At 35.8% G+C, this 16,837-nt stretch carries 13 protein-coding genes and 1 tRNA gene; 6 read left to right on the forward strand and 8 right to left on the reverse strand.

The window, feature by feature from the left end; all coding sequences use genetic code 11:
• Window positions 1-115: 115 nt before the first annotated feature.
• The gene (locus tag ACM03V_RS02510) at window positions 116-676 is read left to right on the forward strand and encodes a DUF2854 domain-containing protein (protein ID WP_414619167.1); all 561 of its coding nucleotides are present in this window, start codon (window positions 116-118) and stop codon (window positions 674-676) included.
• Window positions 677-690: 14 nt separating this feature from the next.
• Here ACM03V_RS02510 and ACM03V_RS02515 read toward each other — a convergent pair whose 3' ends face one another.
• On the reverse strand, window positions 691-951 hold the full coding sequence (locus tag ACM03V_RS02515; RefSeq protein ID WP_414619168.1) for a chlororespiratory reduction protein 7: 261 nt from the start codon (window positions 949-951) through the stop codon (window positions 691-693).
• A 953-nt stretch (window positions 952-1,904) separates the two neighbouring features.
• Between ACM03V_RS02515 and ACM03V_RS02520 the strand changes: the two genes are divergently transcribed.
• A complete protein-coding gene (locus ACM03V_RS02520) occupies window positions 1,905-2,939 on the forward strand; it encodes a diguanylate cyclase domain-containing protein (RefSeq protein WP_414619169.1) in 1,035 nt (344 codons plus the stop codon).
• Window positions 2,940-2,968: 29 nt separating this feature from the next.
• Here the strand turns inward: ACM03V_RS02520 and ACM03V_RS02525 are convergent.
• Window positions 2,969-3,040, reverse strand: a tRNA-Thr gene (locus ACM03V_RS02525).
• Window positions 3,041-3,074: 34 nt separating this feature from the next.
• Here ACM03V_RS02525 and ACM03V_RS02530 point away from each other — a divergent pair.
• Window positions 3,075-3,359 carry a DUF3493 domain-containing protein gene (locus tag ACM03V_RS02530; protein WP_414619170.1) on the forward strand — a complete coding sequence of 95 codons (285 nt, stop codon included), beginning with the start codon at window positions 3,075-3,077 and terminating at the stop codon, window positions 3,357-3,359.
• A 527-nt stretch (window positions 3,360-3,886) separates the two neighbouring features.
• Here the strand turns inward: ACM03V_RS02530 and ACM03V_RS02535 are convergent.
• Complete coding sequence (locus ACM03V_RS02535; protein ID WP_414619171.1) at window positions 3,887-5,557, reverse strand: DUF1565 domain-containing protein; 1,671 nt, start codon at window positions 5,555-5,557, stop codon at window positions 3,887-3,889.
• 824 nt (window positions 5,558-6,381) lie between these two features.
• Here ACM03V_RS02535 and ACM03V_RS02540 point away from each other — a divergent pair.
• The 3 genes from ACM03V_RS02540 to ACM03V_RS02550 all read left to right on the forward strand — a co-directional run bounded on the left by ACM03V_RS02540 (window position 6,382) and on the right by ACM03V_RS02550 (window position 9,250).
• Window positions 6,382-6,594, forward strand: coding sequence for a DUF2839 domain-containing protein (locus tag ACM03V_RS02540; protein WP_414619172.1), 213 nt, complete (start codon window positions 6,382-6,384; stop codon window positions 6,592-6,594).
• Between the two features lie 890 nt (window positions 6,595-7,484).
• The gene (locus tag ACM03V_RS02545) at window positions 7,485-7,829 is read left to right on the forward strand and encodes a DUF1815 family protein (protein ID WP_414619173.1); all 345 of its coding nucleotides are present in this window, start codon (window positions 7,485-7,487) and stop codon (window positions 7,827-7,829) included.
• A 923-nt stretch (window positions 7,830-8,752) separates the two neighbouring features.
• Entirely contained in the window at window positions 8,753-9,250 is a 498-nt protein-coding gene (locus tag ACM03V_RS02550; protein ID WP_414619174.1) for an acyl-CoA thioesterase, read from the forward strand.
• A gap of 96 nt (window positions 9,251-9,346) precedes the next feature.
• Here the strand turns inward: ACM03V_RS02550 and ACM03V_RS02555 are convergent, their stop codons facing one another.
• The 5 genes from ACM03V_RS02555 to ACM03V_RS02575 form a co-directional block, all read right to left on the reverse strand.
• Window positions 9,347-10,543, reverse strand: a complete 1,197-nt coding sequence (locus tag ACM03V_RS02555) for a 1-deoxy-D-xylulose-5-phosphate reductoisomerase (protein ID WP_414619175.1) — start codon at window positions 10,541-10,543, stop codon at window positions 9,347-9,349.
• A 201-nt stretch (window positions 10,544-10,744) separates the two neighbouring features.
• The gene (locus tag ACM03V_RS02560) at window positions 10,745-12,505 is read right to left on the reverse strand and encodes a hypothetical protein (protein WP_414619176.1); all 1,761 of its coding nucleotides are present in this window, start codon (window positions 12,503-12,505) and stop codon (window positions 10,745-10,747) included.
• 9 nt (window positions 12,506-12,514) lie between these two features.
• Window positions 12,515-14,077, reverse strand: coding sequence for a glycosyltransferase family 39 protein (locus ACM03V_RS02565; RefSeq protein ID WP_414619177.1), 1,563 nt, complete (start codon window positions 14,075-14,077; stop codon window positions 12,515-12,517).
• Window positions 14,078-14,206: 129 nt separating this feature from the next.
• Window positions 14,207-15,775, reverse strand: a complete 1,569-nt coding sequence (locus tag ACM03V_RS02570; protein WP_414619178.1) for a glycosyltransferase family 39 protein — start codon at window positions 15,773-15,775, stop codon at window positions 14,207-14,209.
• Between the two features lie 111 nt (window positions 15,776-15,886).
• Window positions 15,887-16,837 (reverse strand): lysylphosphatidylglycerol synthase transmembrane domain-containing protein, encoded by a 951-nt coding sequence (locus ACM03V_RS02575; RefSeq protein WP_414619179.1) that lies wholly within the window; start codon window positions 16,835-16,837, stop codon window positions 15,887-15,889.

Below are 16,837 nucleotides of genomic sequence, written 5' to 3' on the forward strand. Positions count from 1 at the left end.
TTTCAACTTAACCCAAAAGAAACGGTTTTGAGCATTTAATTTTATCAAAGTATTACCAATTTTCGGCGATAATGAAAAAATCGTTACAGTAAAATTTAAAATACGATCGTAGATTATGTTACGCAAAATTTCTTTGGGAACTGTAGGTTTAATTATCGGTGGTATTTTAACCATAATGGGCTTTGTATCTTATGCAGTCCATAATGCTACGCTCAATCTAATCGGCTTTTTTTACGGCATTCCCATCCTGTTGGGAGGACTCGCACTTAAAGCCAACGAACTGAAACCCGTACCGTTTGTACCTCCGACACCAGAATCTGTTTTATCGCTACGAGAGCAAAAAGCAACTGACACTTTAAATCAAGTGCGTCAAGATATCACTAGATATCGTTATGGAATTGATGTTCACTTAGATAAAGCTTTAAGTCATCTTGGATTAGGTCAGTTAGACGAAGAATTACCCGAAATTTTAGCATTGCGAGAAACGGAAATTGACGGTAATTATGCTTTAGTACTAGATTTTGATTCACCCCAAGTACCGCTCGACGTTTGGGAGCAAAAGCAACAAAAAATGACTGCTTTTTTCGGTCCGGGGGTAGATGTCAAAATCGCACAGCCAGAAGAAGAGAAAATTGAATTAACTTTAGTTACTACTTCTGAAACTGAGAAAAGTTAAACCTTAACCTTTTGTTACTTTTCTAAACGTACCGCATACCACTGTAAATATTGTCCTGGTGCGAGATCCAACTCGCAGCTAGTGTCAAGCAAGTATTCTGCTTGGGCTTGAAGGGAATCAATTTTTTTTAGATCGTGCGGTAATTCTTCTTCCTTGAGTTGTTGCAAAGTCTGTTTGAGTTTTTCCAACAACTCTGTGGAAGTGAGAAACTTTTCCGGCTGGTTAGTTTCTAAAACAACATAATCATCCTGTTGGTACATCAATGAATCTGGCATTGGATTTTTATTTATGTGAGAACGATAAAAAATACTGTTAATCAATTAATTTTAGATTTTTTTACATATTTTAGATTAATTTCATTTATAAAGAAGCTCTTCGTTTAATACTAAATCGTAGACTCTAACAAAGTTGCATCGATAGATTTGAAACTTTCAAACATTAATAAAATATAATACGCTATTCGATTTAATCCAAAATTTAAAATTTGTCGATACTTAATTTGGAGGATATAATCTACACTCCCAATTTTGGGCAAAAACTTCAATTTAGGTGAAATATTCCTCTAGAAGCAGCGATTATAGCTTGATGCCTCGGTATTTCTATTGGCGATTCTAAGTGTAATACCTAATTTTTATAGAAAATTGTAATTGCGAGTGAGTATCTGGGAACTATAGATAATAAGACTTTCTTTCCACTGCATAGTGGTTAAGTACTTATTATACCGTTAACAGGGTTCTAACCAGATTAGATAGATATGCAATTAGATCATCTACCAAAAGCTTTGTTTGTAATAGCAAGAGTATCTGCGAAACTTCAGCAGATAATAATAAAACAGAATACAAATTTTTTACTAAGGCATTGTCCCGATACAGGCTTATCTGACATTTATTTTCCGCCCTAAAGGAAAGTCTTTCATGCCATCTCGCAATCAAGACGACAGTAATAAGTAATCAATTGTTTGCCAATATTAAATATTATTTGCTGTCAGTTTCGTTTTTAAAATAAATCCGCACGCGGACGATTTAATTGTCGTTCACCCTATTGTCATAATGTTTCAACTAAAAAAAAATGTATTAATGGCAAAAAAGGCATGGCGCAATAACAAACAAGCGAAGATAAATGCTGTGAAAAGTCTGGAAGTAGTCCAAATATAGTTGTCTAAGTTTGTGGCAGACTGTATAGACTTACTTTCAGCTTTACTACTTTAGTATTCTGTAGAACGCAACTCATGTCAGGCACAAGCCCAACTTCTTTTTCTAGTAAACCTCCGTTGATTTTAGTGGCTGATGACGATAAAGCCATACGGACTCTTCTATGTGAATATATGGGTAACGAAGGATATCGTGTAGTAGATGTTACTAATGGTCAAGAGTGTTTGGATGCATATATTGATTTAAAACCCGACTTGGTTCTACTAGATGCATTAATGCCAGTGATGGATGGCTTTGCCTGCTGTCACGAATTAATGCAGATTGCTAAAAATAATTTAGCTTTAGCTTTAGCCAACTTTGATAGTGAAACCTATGCAAGCACCACCGTTATTTCCAAACTGTGGGAACGTACCCCAATACTAATGATTACTGGTTTAGACGATCCAGCATCCGTAGATCGTGCTTTCAGCTCGGGGGCTAGCGATTACGTTACCAAGCCCATTCATTGGGCTGTCTTACGTCAAAGGGTACGGCGGTTATTGCAACAAGCCCAATTACATAAACAGTTAGAAGCCGCAAACCAAGCTTTGCAGGAATTAGCTAACATGGATGCTTTAACTGGGTTGGCCAATCGTCGTCGATTTGACGAATATCTAAATAATCAATGGATGAATTTAGCTGGTTCCGACAAACCGCTCTCACTAATTTTGTGCGATATCGACTTTTTTAAACGTTTTAATGATAAATATGGTCATCCAGCAGGAGATTTGTGTTTGCAAAAGGTGGGTGCTGTTTTGAATGGTGCAGCACAAAAAAATCAAGATTTAGTGGCTCGTTATGGTGGCGAAGAATTTGCTGTAATTATGCCAAGTACGCACGCACCGGGTGCAGTTCACGTTGCAGCTTTGATGCAATCGGGAGTTAGAGAGCTACAGGTTTCGCACTCAGAATCTGGGGTTAGCAATTATGTAACTTTGAGTTTAGGAGTAGCAACCACCATACCCAATTTGGAATCCTCGCCAAGCGATTTAATATTGAGTGCAGATAAAGCTCTTTATCAAGCTAAACAAGAGGGACGCAATCGTATTGTCCTCAAACAAGTAAACTATTAAATAAAGACAAAAAATGTTTAACTTACCAAAGCCGACGGCGGGATTTGAACCCGCGACCTATTGATTACGAATCAATTGCTCTACCACTGAGCCACGTCGGCATAAACAATCTCGAATCATATCATAATTGACTTCATGGTACAACCAAAACCTAAAAAAAACACTAATAAACGCAATTTAGACCCAGAACTATATGCTCGTCTCAAAGCAGAAGCAGCATCTCCTTATCGGGGATTAAGAAAGTTTGTTTATCTGGCTTTTGGTGCTTCTGGTTTAATAGGGGCATTTATTTTTGTGTTGCAGCTATTAGCTCAGAAAACCTCTCTTGAAGTTGGTTTACCATCTTTAGCACTTCAAGTCGGAGTAGTCGCTTTGATGGTTTTTCTTTGGCGTTGGGATGAGAGTCGTAAAAAAAGTTAATAAAATTCTTCCGTAAATCTCAAATTTTGTGACTAAAGTTTATAGTAGTTTACGAAAATAAACACGATGAAATAAAAAATTAAGAAAATATTAGGAAATAAAAAAAGGCGAGTATTTTTGTAATAATAAAGACAGTTGAAACGAGGTCAGCTTATATAAAGACCTTGAAAATATATCTCTGATCTTTAAAAGGGGTTATTTAATTTAAAAGACCCCAATTTTAAAAACTTAAAAATAGTAAAGCGCCAGACTAGTAAAGTTAGTTATGGCGCTTTATTTATTTTAAGGTAATAGGTAATGGGTAATTGTTTTCTGTACTATTAGACATCGCAGGAATTGAAAATACCCCTCTCCAAACCTCTCCCCCACTGGGAGAGAGGCTTAAAAAAAACCCATTCCCTCATAGGGAAGGGGGGTAGGGGGGTTAGGTTTGCGTGTAATTTGAAACCATAAAAATGTTTTCCGGAGATGTCCATTGCTCATTAGCTATAAACAGCAGAATCGGTGCAAAGTTTTTTACTGTCGAACTATTGCTGAACCGTTACCACATAGGGTGAAGGAATTGGTTGAGCTTGTCCGGCGTTAACTAACGCTTGATAAACAAAAGCAGCAACTTCTGCTCTGGTTGCTTCACGAGTGGGATTTAATTGTGTCGCTGTCGGGTAGTTAACTACAAGCTGTCTGGCGGTTGCTGCTGCAACTGGTGAAGAAGCCCAGCTAGGAATTTGGGCAGCATCACTGTAAACAGAAATCACATTTGGATTGTTTGCAGTCAAACCTAAACCGTTAGCTAAGGCAACTAAAACCTGTACTCTAGGAATTTCCAATTGTGGCCTAAAAGTATTATTAGGATAACCAGCAAGGAAAGGACTTTTGGTAGCTGTTTGAATAGCATTGTAAGCCCAAAAATTTCTGCTGACATCGCTGAAATTAACTGCTTGCTGTTGAGCTTGCGGTGCAAAAGCTTTATTAATAATTGCCGCAAATTGAGCGCGGGTAACGGGTTCGTTAGGCTTAAAACTACCATCGGGGAAGCCAGCAATCACACCCTTGGAAGCTAAAGCTTCGATATAGCTTTTCGCCCAATAATTTGGTGCTACATCAATAAAAGCTGTTGCTCCTGGAGGTGCATCAACTGTTGCTGCAACAAATTCAACTTGCCCTTGAATTTTACTTTCGTCGATATCGTTACCGATCGCCAGAATCTGGATATCACGAGTGGCGTTATTCACGTCATAACGCTTGTTATTGCGAATCAAGTTACCGCCGGGTTCTTCAGCTGTTCCCAAGTTAGGTTTAGCAGTAGTAATCACAACAATACCATCGCGAGTATTGTTTTGGATTACGTTTTTACGCAATATGGGTTGCGCTGAATTGGAGATAAAAAGTCCGTCTACGTTTTGCAAGATTTGGTTTTCGGCTATTAAAGGTGTAGAGTTTCCACCAATCGCTAAACCGAATCCGGTATCTTGAAATAAGTTACCGCGAATCTCTCCTTTGGCAGATTTCGCTACTGAAACACCATTACCTTTATTTTGAATAAAGATATTACCGGCAATTGTAGGATCGCCCGTACCAGTAACAAAAACGCCTTCACGTAAGTTGTTAGTAAAAGTACTATTTATAATGTTGGGATTTGTTGATTCTACCCAAATTCCCGTACCGCGAGATTCTGGGTTTGTGACGGTAATACCACTAATAGTAGAGTTTTTTTCAGCAAGAATAGTAATGTTCTGTCTGGCAAAAGTACGACTTGTATAATTACCGCTTCCTGTAATTAATGTTGCTTGCCCTTTTCCAGCTTCATCTCCACGTAAAGTTACTCCTTCTTTAATATTGAGTGGAAATGATTCTCCTGTTTCTGTGCTGTAAGTACCGGGTGCGAGTTGAATCACTGTACCCGGCTGGGCTTGTTCAAGAGCGAAAGTGATGGTTTTAAATGGAGCAGCTTCAGTAGTACCACCACCCGTCTGGTTTGTACCAGTTTGAGGATTTACATAAATTATGCTGCTAGCTACGGGAGTTTGCGCGATTAAAGTTTGAGCATTACCAAGATTCACAACATTCGCTTTTGATTCTTCTACTGGTAGCAACATCGAACTACTAGAAACTACAAGTAAAGCAGCAATAGAGAAAGGTAATTTAAAGTTAGTAGAGAAATTATTGCCTAAAGAAATGGGAAAGCCCTTATATTTCATCTTTAATTTAGAGGTATCATGTAGGTGCCGAGGTTAGCCGAGTGGCTTTAAACCCATGCCAAACTATACCTGATGGACAGCACATAATCAGCATAGTTCCAATATCCATTGAAAAATTTTTTCTTGGTATCCGATCAATATTTTAAGCAAAAATACTTCTTGATACTTTTCCAAACATTATTCTTTACGATTCGATTTGGATTAAGGTTTAATTTGTTACTTAATATTAAGAGAGTGAATATTTATTAATTATAAATAAATTAAGATTTGTTTAGCTTCTGCTTAAAAGCTTAATAATAATTGCTTGGTTATTCAACAAGGCAGTTTGTGAGGATTTTAAAGTCTAATTATATACTCTGCTTGTAAAAGGAAACAGGGAAAAAGAGAACCATTATAAATAATTTTAGTTATAAAAAAAATAATCTTTACATAGCAATGTGTTGAGGTATTTTATTCGAGGCTTTAGCATCCCTTTGAACTGAAAAACCATATTTAATGGTATTAGAAAGTAAGTTCGTTAGATTTGCCGTAATAAAGCTGAGTCTAAATAAGCTTCAGTGCAAGAACATTCGTGAGTAAAATCTTCTACTAGTTGCTGAGTGATTCAAACTAAATTTAAGTTTGGCAGATACAGTATCAAATCCTTAGTAACGGCGTTTTGATAGTGCTATTTCCAACAGGCTCTACGATTACCAAGCAGAAGGGAGCAGTTAAATTTAGCGCTCAACATTTATTTATAAAATTTTTAGTTTCAGATGCCCTTATAAGGTTTACGATCTCCAATAGCAAGTAACGATCGGCATATCAGTATTCAAATCTCAATTATGGGCGAAGCAAAGCGGCGTAAAGCTTCATTAGCGAACGATTACGGTCAATCACCTCGTATTTTACCCTGGGTTCCAATAACTAAAAAACAAGCGGAACAGTTTGTCAGTTGGACTACTCGCGGTGCTTGGATTGGCATTTATTTGATGGTTGCTCTTTGGATCACAATTCGTTTTATTGGTCCGACTTTCGGTTGGTGGAAAGTAGTATAAATCTACTAAAATCCGCCAGACATCTGTAAAATTAGAAAAACCGTATTGCGAGTATTCGCGATACGGTTTCTGATTGCTTAAATACACCTTACCAAGATAAGAATTCCTGATTTAACTATTTAATTATTTTATGAATGACTAAAGAATTTTTTATTCTTATTTTTCCGTATCAACTGTTTATAAATCTTTTAAAAGCTACTTATATGTTGACTTATTTTATGGTATTGGTAGCGAAATACACATTTTTATAAAGAATTAAACATGATGTTGCCGAATTGGCACCACGAGTTTCAATTAATTAGTTATCCTCTAGTTTAAGTTTAGACATACTTTTTGATTGAATGTACGGCTAAAATCATTTACCGCAAACCATTAGAGAGGCGATTGATTGTCAATGCCGTGAAAATAAGCAAGTAACTCGACTATTCTCCCTTCTCTGTAAGGAAAAATAGTCTACTGGGGTAAAAATAGAAATATTTACTGTAATATTCGCAGCAAAAAACGAAGTAAAATGCCAATAGAGCAATGAAAGGCTGCTTTTATCGCAGTTTATAGCCGAAGAAGATACTATTTGTCAATTTTTGGCAGTTGACTTCTACTAAATATGAGTTAATGTGATAGCGGATTTATATTGTCAGTATCTACCCTGACCTCGACAATATAAATAAGAAGTAAGATTTAACCAATCGTGTCGGAAATTTTTAGATCGCAAAGTGAATATTATGATACCGCACGACTTGTTTAATTGAACTACCATTTCCAAGGTAGTCATTTTTCAGATTTATTCACTTGTGGGCAATTGTAATGATTAGTTTACAATATCATTTGATGAGAAAATCTAAAAAAAATATAAAAGAGACTAAAATGATTGTGGTGTTAGGAGGATAAAAGTGTTTCTAAGATTAGCGCAGCAACACCGGCAGTTCGTTCAAGACTTAGTAATGAATTTACAAGCCTTGGCGATCGTTCTAGAGAGACGTGGATACCCCGCGTCTTGCTATACGTGCGGCGACCAAATGAATAGTGGTTCGTTTATGGTTAGCTTGGGAGAAAATCATCTAATTCGATTTTTAGTCTCTGATTACGGTATCACTTGGACTGAGATGCGCGACGATCGCGAATTAATGAAGTTGGAAGGTGCAGAAGCAGTCAACCAGCTACAGGAACTTGCGAATATAGTAAAGCATCCACCAGTTGAAGCTTGTACCACCGGCAAAGCCCTTGTGAAGCACTAGTTAATTCTCAGGAATTCAAGCTAGCTGTTGAGCCACGGTAATGCTGTCAAAGACGAAGCCTATTTTACAATATGAGGGAACTTAGAAATGTTTTGAATTCATAGCTTATTGAACAAACTATTAACAAATCATTTCTCTTCATCGCGATCGGGCATGAAATAATGTAACAACCTTTCATTGGTTGCTGAACTTGAACAATATCTGTACTTGTCCTACTTAGAGCATTAGTTTTTCGTGGTAAGGGCAATGTTTTGTCAAAATAGCAGAGCATAGGTTTGAAATTAATCCGTTCATTCCTTTACGACGAAACTTGTAGCAGCATTTTTCTCAACAACGTAAACTTTGCAGTTTTGATGTGGGTTAATGTAAATTAGGCTACCAATGAGAAGTCCCAAAATATTGGGTATTTAAACCAATGCCCTTAAAGACTTACAAGTATAATTACCAACTATTAAAGGTAGGATAATCAACTATGTATTCTTACCTGTCCAAAAAGTAACAAATTATTTCAGAAGTTTTTCAGAAATTTTTCAGATATATTTTTCCTTAAAAGAGGAAAATATCTAGCTTAGAGAAATCCTTGCGAGCCGCATACTCAAATTGTAATATCGCTTTACCGGCGATATAGTTACTGCGCTTATATCCGAAAAATTACAGAAAAAATTGGTCATGTAAAGTAACCCGTGTTAATGGTGACTCGGTTTTGTAACTGGATTTACACAAAATTATTGTATTCTAAAATACTCTTGAAATCAAATATGATTTTTAGAGTATTTTGATTTTTGATTATTTTTGCTTTTTTATGAAGCAGGGAATAGGGAAGAAGAAATTACATCGGTAATCATCAATTGGACTCACGGTAAACTTGATATTGTTTATGCCGCAAAGTTAGTTAACCCACGCATCTGCGAAGAAACTTTAAGATGTCTGAAGAAAAATCACAGCAACCGCAACTAGCACCGACTGGTACTATCGACAATCAATATTTACACGCATCTGAAAATTGGTTTGAATATCCAGTCAGGGTTCAACCTCACCACACCGACTATGCTGGTGTTGTTTGGCATGGTGCCTATATAGCTTGGATGGAAGAAGCCAGAATAGAATGCTTGCGTTCAATTGGGATTGAATACACCGATTTGGTGGCTTTAGGCTGCGAGTTACCCGTGGTAGAAATGTCAATACGCTATCATCAGGTGCTTCAGCTAGGTAAGGCGGCTGTAGTAAAAACTCGTATGGAAGAAGTCACAGGAGTTCGCATCAACTGGAATTATGCCATTCAATCAATCGATGGGCAAGATTTACACGTTAGCGCCAAGGTAACATTGGTGGCAATGGATAGAGAAAAAGGTAAAATAATGCGCCAGCTACCTCCTAGAGTAAAAGAGGTTTTTGCAAGGCTTTCTGCATCGAAAAAGTAGTAAAAGAGTTAGGAGTTAGGAGTTAGGAGTTAGGAGTTAGGAGTTAGGTTAAAATTCTCCTTGTCTCCTTGTCCCCTTGTCTCCCCATCTCCCCCTCTACCGCATCGAAACTACCGTCGGTGAGTTTTGCAAACTTTGTGCAGCCTCTATTACTTCTTGTCTTGCCCATTTATCGGCGGCTAAAATGTCATCTAAATTAGGATTTGCATTATTTTGCCCTGAATGGCGATCGCAAACTTTTTCGATGCAGCGGGGAATATCTAAAAAGTGAATTTTTTCTTCTAAAAATAAGGCTACGGCTTGTTCGTTGGCGGCGTTTAAAACTGCTGGCATTGAACCACCAGCTTTTCCGACGGCGTAAGCTAAATTCATACAGGGGTATTTTTGATGATTGGGTTCTCGGAATGTTAAGGAGCCAGCTTTAACTAAATCTAAGCGTTCCCAATCGGTGTAAATACGTTCTGGATAAGATAAAGCATACAGCAGAGGTAGACGCATATCCGCCCAGCCCAACTGAGCTAAAACTGAGGTATCTTGCAGTTCAATCAGCGAATGAATAATGCTTTGGGGATGAATGACAATTTCAATATCTTTGTAATCTAATCCAAATAGAAAGTGCGCTTCAATTACTTCCAAACCTTTATTCATTAAAGTAGCCGAATCTACTGTAATTTTACGCCCCATCGACCAATTCGGATGTTTCAAAGCATCAGCAACCGTAACGTCGGCTAATTTTTCTACATCCCAATCGCGGAAAGCACCACCAGAGGCAGTAAGTATAATCTTGCGTAAACCTGCTTCTGGAATGCCTTGCAGACATTGAAAAATAGCTGAATGCTCTGAATCTGCGGGTAAAAGTTTTACTGCGTGTTTTTTAATTAACGGTAAAACTACTGGAGCGCCAGCAATTAAAGTTTCTTTATTCGCTAAAGCAATATCTTTACCCGCTTCGATAGCAGCTATGGTAGGTAGCAATCCAGCACAACCGACAATACCAGTAACTACAGTTTCAGCTTCTGCATAGCGAGCAACTTCTATAACACCATCTTCTCCCCATAGTAAAGTTGGTTGAGGCTCTACGTCTTTTATTGCTTCTTTTAGTTGTGATAATTTAGATTCATCGCAAATTGCCACTATACTCGGTTGAAACTGTCTAATCTGCGATGCTAACAATTCTACGTTGCGCCCTGCTGCTAATCCGACAATCCGAAACTGTTCGGGGTGTTGAGCAACAATATCTAAAGTTTGAGTACCAATAGAACCAGTAGAACCAATAAGGGTAATAGCTTTCACAATTTTTATTAATTATTGACAGACAACTTTACTATAGATTGTCTGGGGCTGGAAGAGTAGAGATGGGGAGATGGGGGAATGGGGGGATGGGGAGATAGGGAGATAGGGAGATGAAGAGACAAGGAGAATTTAACCTTTAACCTTTAACCTTTAACCTAATAACTCCTAGCTCCTAACTGATAATTAATAACTGCTCACTGCTCACTGATTAACGATACATTTCGCATCTAGCACTGTATATTGTTTAACTTTTGCGACGGTGCAATTTGGTAGGGTTTTTGATAAGGCTGGGACGTTTCCTTGCTGTAAACTTTGAGATATATCTTTGGTTATTTTGACTAATTTATCTTGGTTAAGATTGCTTTGATAATATTGTTTGAGTAAAGAACTGGTTTGAATATATTGGGGTGTGAAGGCTCCTGATTCTAACAGCCAAAAATCAACTTGATATTTTTGAATAAAAGCTTTTACGTCTGCTAAATTTTGGCTATATTGAGCTTGAATTAAATCTACGACTCGCTGACGAAATTTGGTATAATAACCAAAGTGATAGGGAATTGCATATTCTCTACCTATCAAAATTGAACGTTGCGAAAACGTAGGTAAATAGTTAACTTCTTCAGTTATTGAAGCAATTAAAATATCTTTTGGCTGTTGCTGAAAAAAATCATATAAAGCTGGATATTCTCCAATTTGATAACCAGTTTTGGGAAAATTTTGTATGAATAATGGATAGTAAAATAATAGCGTTACCGAAATAAAAGCTGTAAACAATAAAGTAGATAATTTTAGAAACCTGTTAGAGTATTTGTTTTGTCTGTAATTAATAGAAAAAAGAGCTTCTAAAATAGCTGTTAAAGTAATAGCTGCCGATATACAGAAAACAATTCGCAAGTTATGTTCCATATAGCGGCTGGGAAGATGAAGTCTGAATAGAAAAATATGAGCAGCCACAAACATTCCCATAGCTGCCAATAACATTTGAGGCAATATCATTATTTCTTCCGTTACCTTTCGCAGCAAAGAAAACCTGGAACGAAACCGCATTAAAATAGGTAACAGTAAACCAAAATAATAAGTTGCGGGAATAAATAAATTCTTGGGAAGAATTCCGCTACGTCCGCTCCAAAAGTAGTCAAACGTATTATCATTGAAAAAAGAGCTTCTTCCTTTGGGATAAAATTCGGTTAATTGCTTTGCTTGAGCAACACTAATTATTGGTGCGTATTCAGATGATTTTAAAGCATAGGGTAGCAACACTAAAAAAGCTACTCCTAAGCCAGCAGCACAGAAAATATAATTATGCTTTTGTTGTGAAAAGCGAATCCCATTTGAAAAATCCCACAATCGGATAACTAAAATACCCGCGCAAATAAACACATATTGGGGATAGAAAAATCCTAAAAATATAATTGTAACTAAACAAGGAAATAAAGATTTACGACACAAGTAAAATAAAAACGCTAAAAATAAAGGATATATAAATGCTCTTGGTGTAGCAGAAACTAAATCATCTTTTCTCCAAATATTTTGATTAAACATTAAAGTTGCCATAAATGCGGTAATTGGCAACGGTAAAATTTGTAAACAAAAAGCAAAACAATAGCCAGTAGCAATTAATCCCAATACTAATGGCAGTAATTTATTTAACAGTAATGGATTAATTCCTAAAACTGCAAACGCTCGATAAAAATTGGAGTATCCCACAGGGGCTACCGATTGAAAATAATCGGCAATTAAATCGTCTGGGAACAGATTTGGATCTACAAATCTCAACATCCAAAATACGTGTTGTCTTGCATCATCCTGCACTACATACTCGCTAGCGAAAGCTTGCTGCAATCCCAACATTGCATAACCAGCAGCAAATATCAGACTTAAACTAAACCAAAAAAATACTTGTTTTTGAGAAATTTTTGTATTTTTAGCCAGCAAGCTCTTATTTAGGGTTTTTATTAACATAGTTAGTAATTATATTTTTTTTACTCTCCATAAAAAAGGCTGAATTTCATCAATATTATGTTGAGCTTGGTATTTTGCTAGTAATTCATCAGAAGAACGATAAATAAAAACTTCTTCAAAAGATGCTGGTATCTGTGGAATTTTCGCCGACGATATTAACTGAAGATGAACTTTATTCTGCAATAGATGAGTTAATCCAAGTAATTCATTAGGTGGAATGTCACTAATAACCAAAGGATTTTCTGACTGATTTATAATACTAACTGCTTCGGGAGTATGGCGCGTTTTGAAAGCACCTTTATTCCACCATATAGGAACTTGAGAGCTAATTGCACTAGATAAAATACCTCCTACAATCAAAACAGCAACAATATTTCGCCATTTCTTAAATCCTTTTTTCTGATTAGATTTTTCCCTCAATTTACTAGCTAATAAATATGATACTGCAACTTGAATTCCTAATAAACAAGGCGTTGCATAGCGAGCAATAGTAGAACGGCGACCTGATAATATAATATCTGGAACTATTAAAGCTAGTCCAATTACTCCGATTAAAGTAATAATAAATATTCCAGCTTTAGGCACAGTTTTGCATAAAAAATACAAGGCATACAAGGCTAAAAATAAACTCAGATAAGTAAGCGGATTAAACAGACTACGACCTTGATTAACATCTATGAAAATGCGGCTAAGATTTAACCCCCATAAAATAGGTAAAAATCCTTTGGCAATTCTATTAACATGGTCTGTATTACTTAATAAGTTGGAAAAGTTCTCGATCGCAACTAACAGCCAAGGAAGAAAAAGTAATATACCAAGAAAACTGGCAAATATATAACTTTTCAAAGCTTTAGTTAATCGGAAATTTTCACTAACTAAAACGTATATACCATGCCCTACAAATACAAACGCAGAAAAAGGATGAGTATAAAGTCCTAAAGAAACAGTAGTACCGTAAACAATCCAAGGAAGTATTTTTTTCTTTCTAATTGCCCAAAGTAGCGCCGCACAAGAAACAAAAATACTAACAATCCATAGGCTATATTCTCGTGCTTCTTGAGCATATAAAACATGAAAAGGTGAAATAGCTATTAAGCAAACTGACACCCAAGAAACTAATTTAGAATTAAATAATTCCTGAGTTAACCAGTAAATTGCAGGAAATGCCAGCAAACTTATCAAAGCAGATAATAATCTAATATTAAATATTGAATTACCAGTAGCTTGCAACCAAAAACGCGCCATTAGATAATAAAGAGGAGAATGTTCTGGATTATGGGCTAAAGCTTTGATAGTATCGTTGAGATTTCTTGTATCGTTAGGATACTGATAAGTTTGCAGAAAGTTTTCAATACTAATAACCTCACCGTTATAAACTTCATTGGTTAATTCTGGACTTACGTATCCAGAAATGCGTACAGAAGTCATTGTTTCATCGTACCAGTAAGTTTTCTGTTCTAAGTTATAAAACCGAAAAAATATTCCGATAGCGATGATGATTGCAATAAATTTAGCAACATTGAGTTTTTGCTGCGATTTAATTGATTTATTTAATAAGGTTATATGTGTCATTGAACGGTCTTTTTATTCACTTAATTGCTGAACTTCATTTCTGAATTTAACATATATAAATTCACTTTTCCTCTGTTCCCTGTTCCCTCCTTCCTACTCCCCACTCAGCATTTTTATGTTGATAGAGTATTATGATAAATCGTATAAATAAACGAAAGCACCGGGACTTTCAAAGTAATCAATTTGTTTACCGATTTTATCTAAATAAGACTTCATCATTTCATTTTCAGCACCTACATGAGAATGAGAAAAAAGCAGCCATACTCGTTTATTTCCACGAAGCTGATTTAGGTCGTTTTCATATCTTTGACGTTCTTTATCTGATAAATCCCTGCCGTCATACTTATCTAAATCATCTACTCCAATAATATAATCTCCTTCTTGATAACCATATTTATCTGCATAATACAAAAATTGATAATGTCCTCGCTGGTAAATATATAAAATATCTGAAGGTTGCTCGCGAGATTTTACATAGTTAAGTACTAGCTTAATTTCTTCATTCCAATTTGGATTTATTAAAAGATTACTAGCTTTGGTTATTGGTTGAAAAAGTAACGATACTAAAAGTATAATTCCAACTATAACCGTGGGTTTGGAACGGGCTTTTATAATTAGGCTATGTACTCCTTCCGCAATTAATAAAATAAAAAAAGGAGCCAGAAATAAAACCAAACGACCGCGAAATGGATACTTCTGTAAATAAGCCGCAAAAAACGTCACAATTAATGGAGAAAGTATAATTAAAAGTTTTCCTTTTTGTCGATAAAATAATGATATACAGCCAATTACAAAGGCAAAAATAGCAACTCCATCCATTATTCCCCTAAAAGCTAATGGATCGTAGAAAAACTTTCCAAAGGCATCAAATAGCCAAATAAGATCAAAAGCAGAAGAAGGAAAAGCATTTTTGCTGTCCCAAGATGTCATTAAATCTTGATTCTTGTTTAAACTTTGCACGGAAACAAAATAAAATAGTACAAAGCTGATTAACCAAGTTGAGTATATTAGTAATACTCTAAATAATTTAATATTTTTATTTTTTAAAATTTTATTTTGTAAGAGATTAACTAGTAAGTAACTAGCTCCTAAACCAGCTAAAACAAAAATGGCTGGATGGGAAAACCAAATAGTTAATGCTCCTAAAACAGAGAACAATATTACTTTATTAATGCTCAGACTTTTTCTAAAAATCTCTGTTACCAGCAAGCAAGAAAATAATGTCACAGCGACATCGCTTGAATACTGTTTTAATTCAGTTGCATAATAAACTAATTCGTTTAAGCTAGCTAAAAAGGCTAAAGCTATAGGAACAGCATATCCGCGAAGAAATCGTTTTGCTAATTGATAAAATAGTAATAAAGAAATGATTCCTGAGAATAAAGGAAATAGTCTTAAAGCATATTCATTATTTCCAAAAATTTGAACTGCTAGTTTTTCAACTATCAAAAACCCAAACGGCGCTCCTTGATCGTAATCTAAAGGTTGTAATAGCTCTAAGTAGGAACGATTGACAATATTTAATGCTAATACTGCTTCATCAGCCCACAAAGAGCGGTTGTAGAGGTATTGTACAAGTCTGACTGCAATGCCAAAACAAATAATAACCCAAGACAGTTTTTGAGGAGAAAATAAATCTTTATATTTTTGATTGGGTTTACTATTTTGATGTGAGTCGATTAATATATCTTGCTGCATAATTTTGATCTGAAATCAATTTAATAATATTGGCTCTTTAGCAATTAAATAGGTAGGTAATAATTTTTTTCCTATGTTGCCCATTCCCCGTTCCCTGTTCCCTACTCCCATTTAATTTTGACTACGCATTTTTTTTATCGTAGTTAGATAATTACCTACAAAAGGAAGTCCCCCAAGGGCTGGTAGTAAATATCGGGAAGTACAAAGTAAACCTAAAGCCGCAGCAGTAGGAGCATTCAAATATGGTTTATAAAAAGCAATCAAAGCAGCATCTCTTGTACCAACTCCGGCAAAAGTCAGTGGTAGTAAACCCGCTAAGATTGCCAGAGGTGCTAATGCTAAATTTGCTAAAAAAGGAACCGTTTGTTTCAGGGCAAGGGTAAAAAACCATATTTGTAAAAGATGTCCGAACCAAATAATAACCGAAGTCAGAGTAATTTTTAAAAGATGCCGTTTGTCTCTCCAAAAATATTTATGCATTTCGCTCCAAGAATCGCGCAATTTTGCTATTTTTGACTTAATTTTCTGAGGTGCAATTCTACCTGTAAACTGAAATATCAAATTAGCAAACTGACGAGAAGCAATCAATAATAATCCAATAATTAAACCAGAGATAACGCTAGCTGTCATTATCGAAAATAGCCAATCTTTTTGAGGATAAAGCGTCAATCCAAAGGCACACCATACCAGCAGTGATAGCATATCGCAGGCTTTTTCAAATACTACTAAAGATAAAGATAGCGAACCTTCTAAATGTCCTTTTTCTTTAATAAAATAAGCTTTTACTATATCACCCATTTTTGAGGGTAATACCATATTTAATACGCTAGCTGTTAAAATCAAGCGATTTGCTTCACCGAATCCCAAACGGGTACGACTCGGAGTAAGCTGTTGCAAACGCCAAGCTGTTAACATTGTTAAGGGTACAACCATCCCCAAACTGATTGCCATCCAAAGTTTATCGCTATTTTGAAATACTTCTATTAATTTGGGAAAATCTATTTTCCAGTAAATTATTATCAAAATTGTCAGACTAACAGCGATAGAAATAAGTTTTTTCAT

The sequence above is a fragment of the Calothrix sp. CCY 0018 genome, assembly GCF_963920925.1.
In the GTDB taxonomy this organism is placed as follows: Bacteria; Cyanobacteriota; Cyanobacteriia; order Cyanobacteriales; family Nostocaceae; genus Rivularia.

What these genes read in the sequence shown, in the direction of transcription:
- ACM03V_RS02510 (WP_414619167.1), top strand. Translation starts at nt 116, where the DNA reads ATGTTACGCAAAATTTCTTTGGGAACTGTAGGTTTAATTATCGGTGGT.
- ACM03V_RS02515 (WP_414619168.1), bottom strand. Translation starts at nt 951, where the DNA reads ATGCCAGATTCATTGATGTACCAACAGGATGATTATGTTGTTTTAGAA.
- ACM03V_RS02520 (WP_414619169.1), top strand. Translation starts at nt 1,905, where the DNA reads ATGTCAGGCACAAGCCCAACTTCTTTTTCTAGTAAACCTCCGTTGATT.
- ACM03V_RS02530 (WP_414619170.1), top strand. Translation starts at nt 3,075, where the DNA reads ATGGTACAACCAAAACCTAAAAAAAACACTAATAAACGCAATTTAGAC.
- ACM03V_RS02535 (WP_414619171.1), bottom strand. Translation starts at nt 5,557, where the DNA reads ATGAAATATAAGGGCTTTCCCATTTCTTTAGGCAATAATTTCTCTACT.
- ACM03V_RS02540 (WP_414619172.1), top strand. Translation starts at nt 6,382, where the DNA reads ATGGGCGAAGCAAAGCGGCGTAAAGCTTCATTAGCGAACGATTACGGT.
- ACM03V_RS02550 (WP_414619174.1), top strand. Translation starts at nt 8,753, where the DNA reads ATGTCTGAAGAAAAATCACAGCAACCGCAACTAGCACCGACTGGTACT.
- ACM03V_RS02560 (WP_414619176.1), bottom strand. Translation starts at nt 12,505, where the DNA reads ATGTTAATAAAAACCCTAAATAAGAGCTTGCTGGCTAAAAATACAAAA.
- ACM03V_RS02565 (WP_414619177.1), bottom strand. Translation starts at nt 14,077, where the DNA reads ATGACACATATAACCTTATTAAATAAATCAATTAAATCGCAGCAAAAA.
- ACM03V_RS02570 (WP_414619178.1), bottom strand. Translation starts at nt 15,775, where the DNA reads ATGCAGCAAGATATATTAATCGACTCACATCAAAATAGTAAACCCAAT.
- ACM03V_RS02575 (WP_414619179.1), bottom strand. Translation starts at nt 16,837, where the DNA reads ATGAAAAAACTTATTTCTATCGCTGTTAGTCTGACAATTTTGATAATA.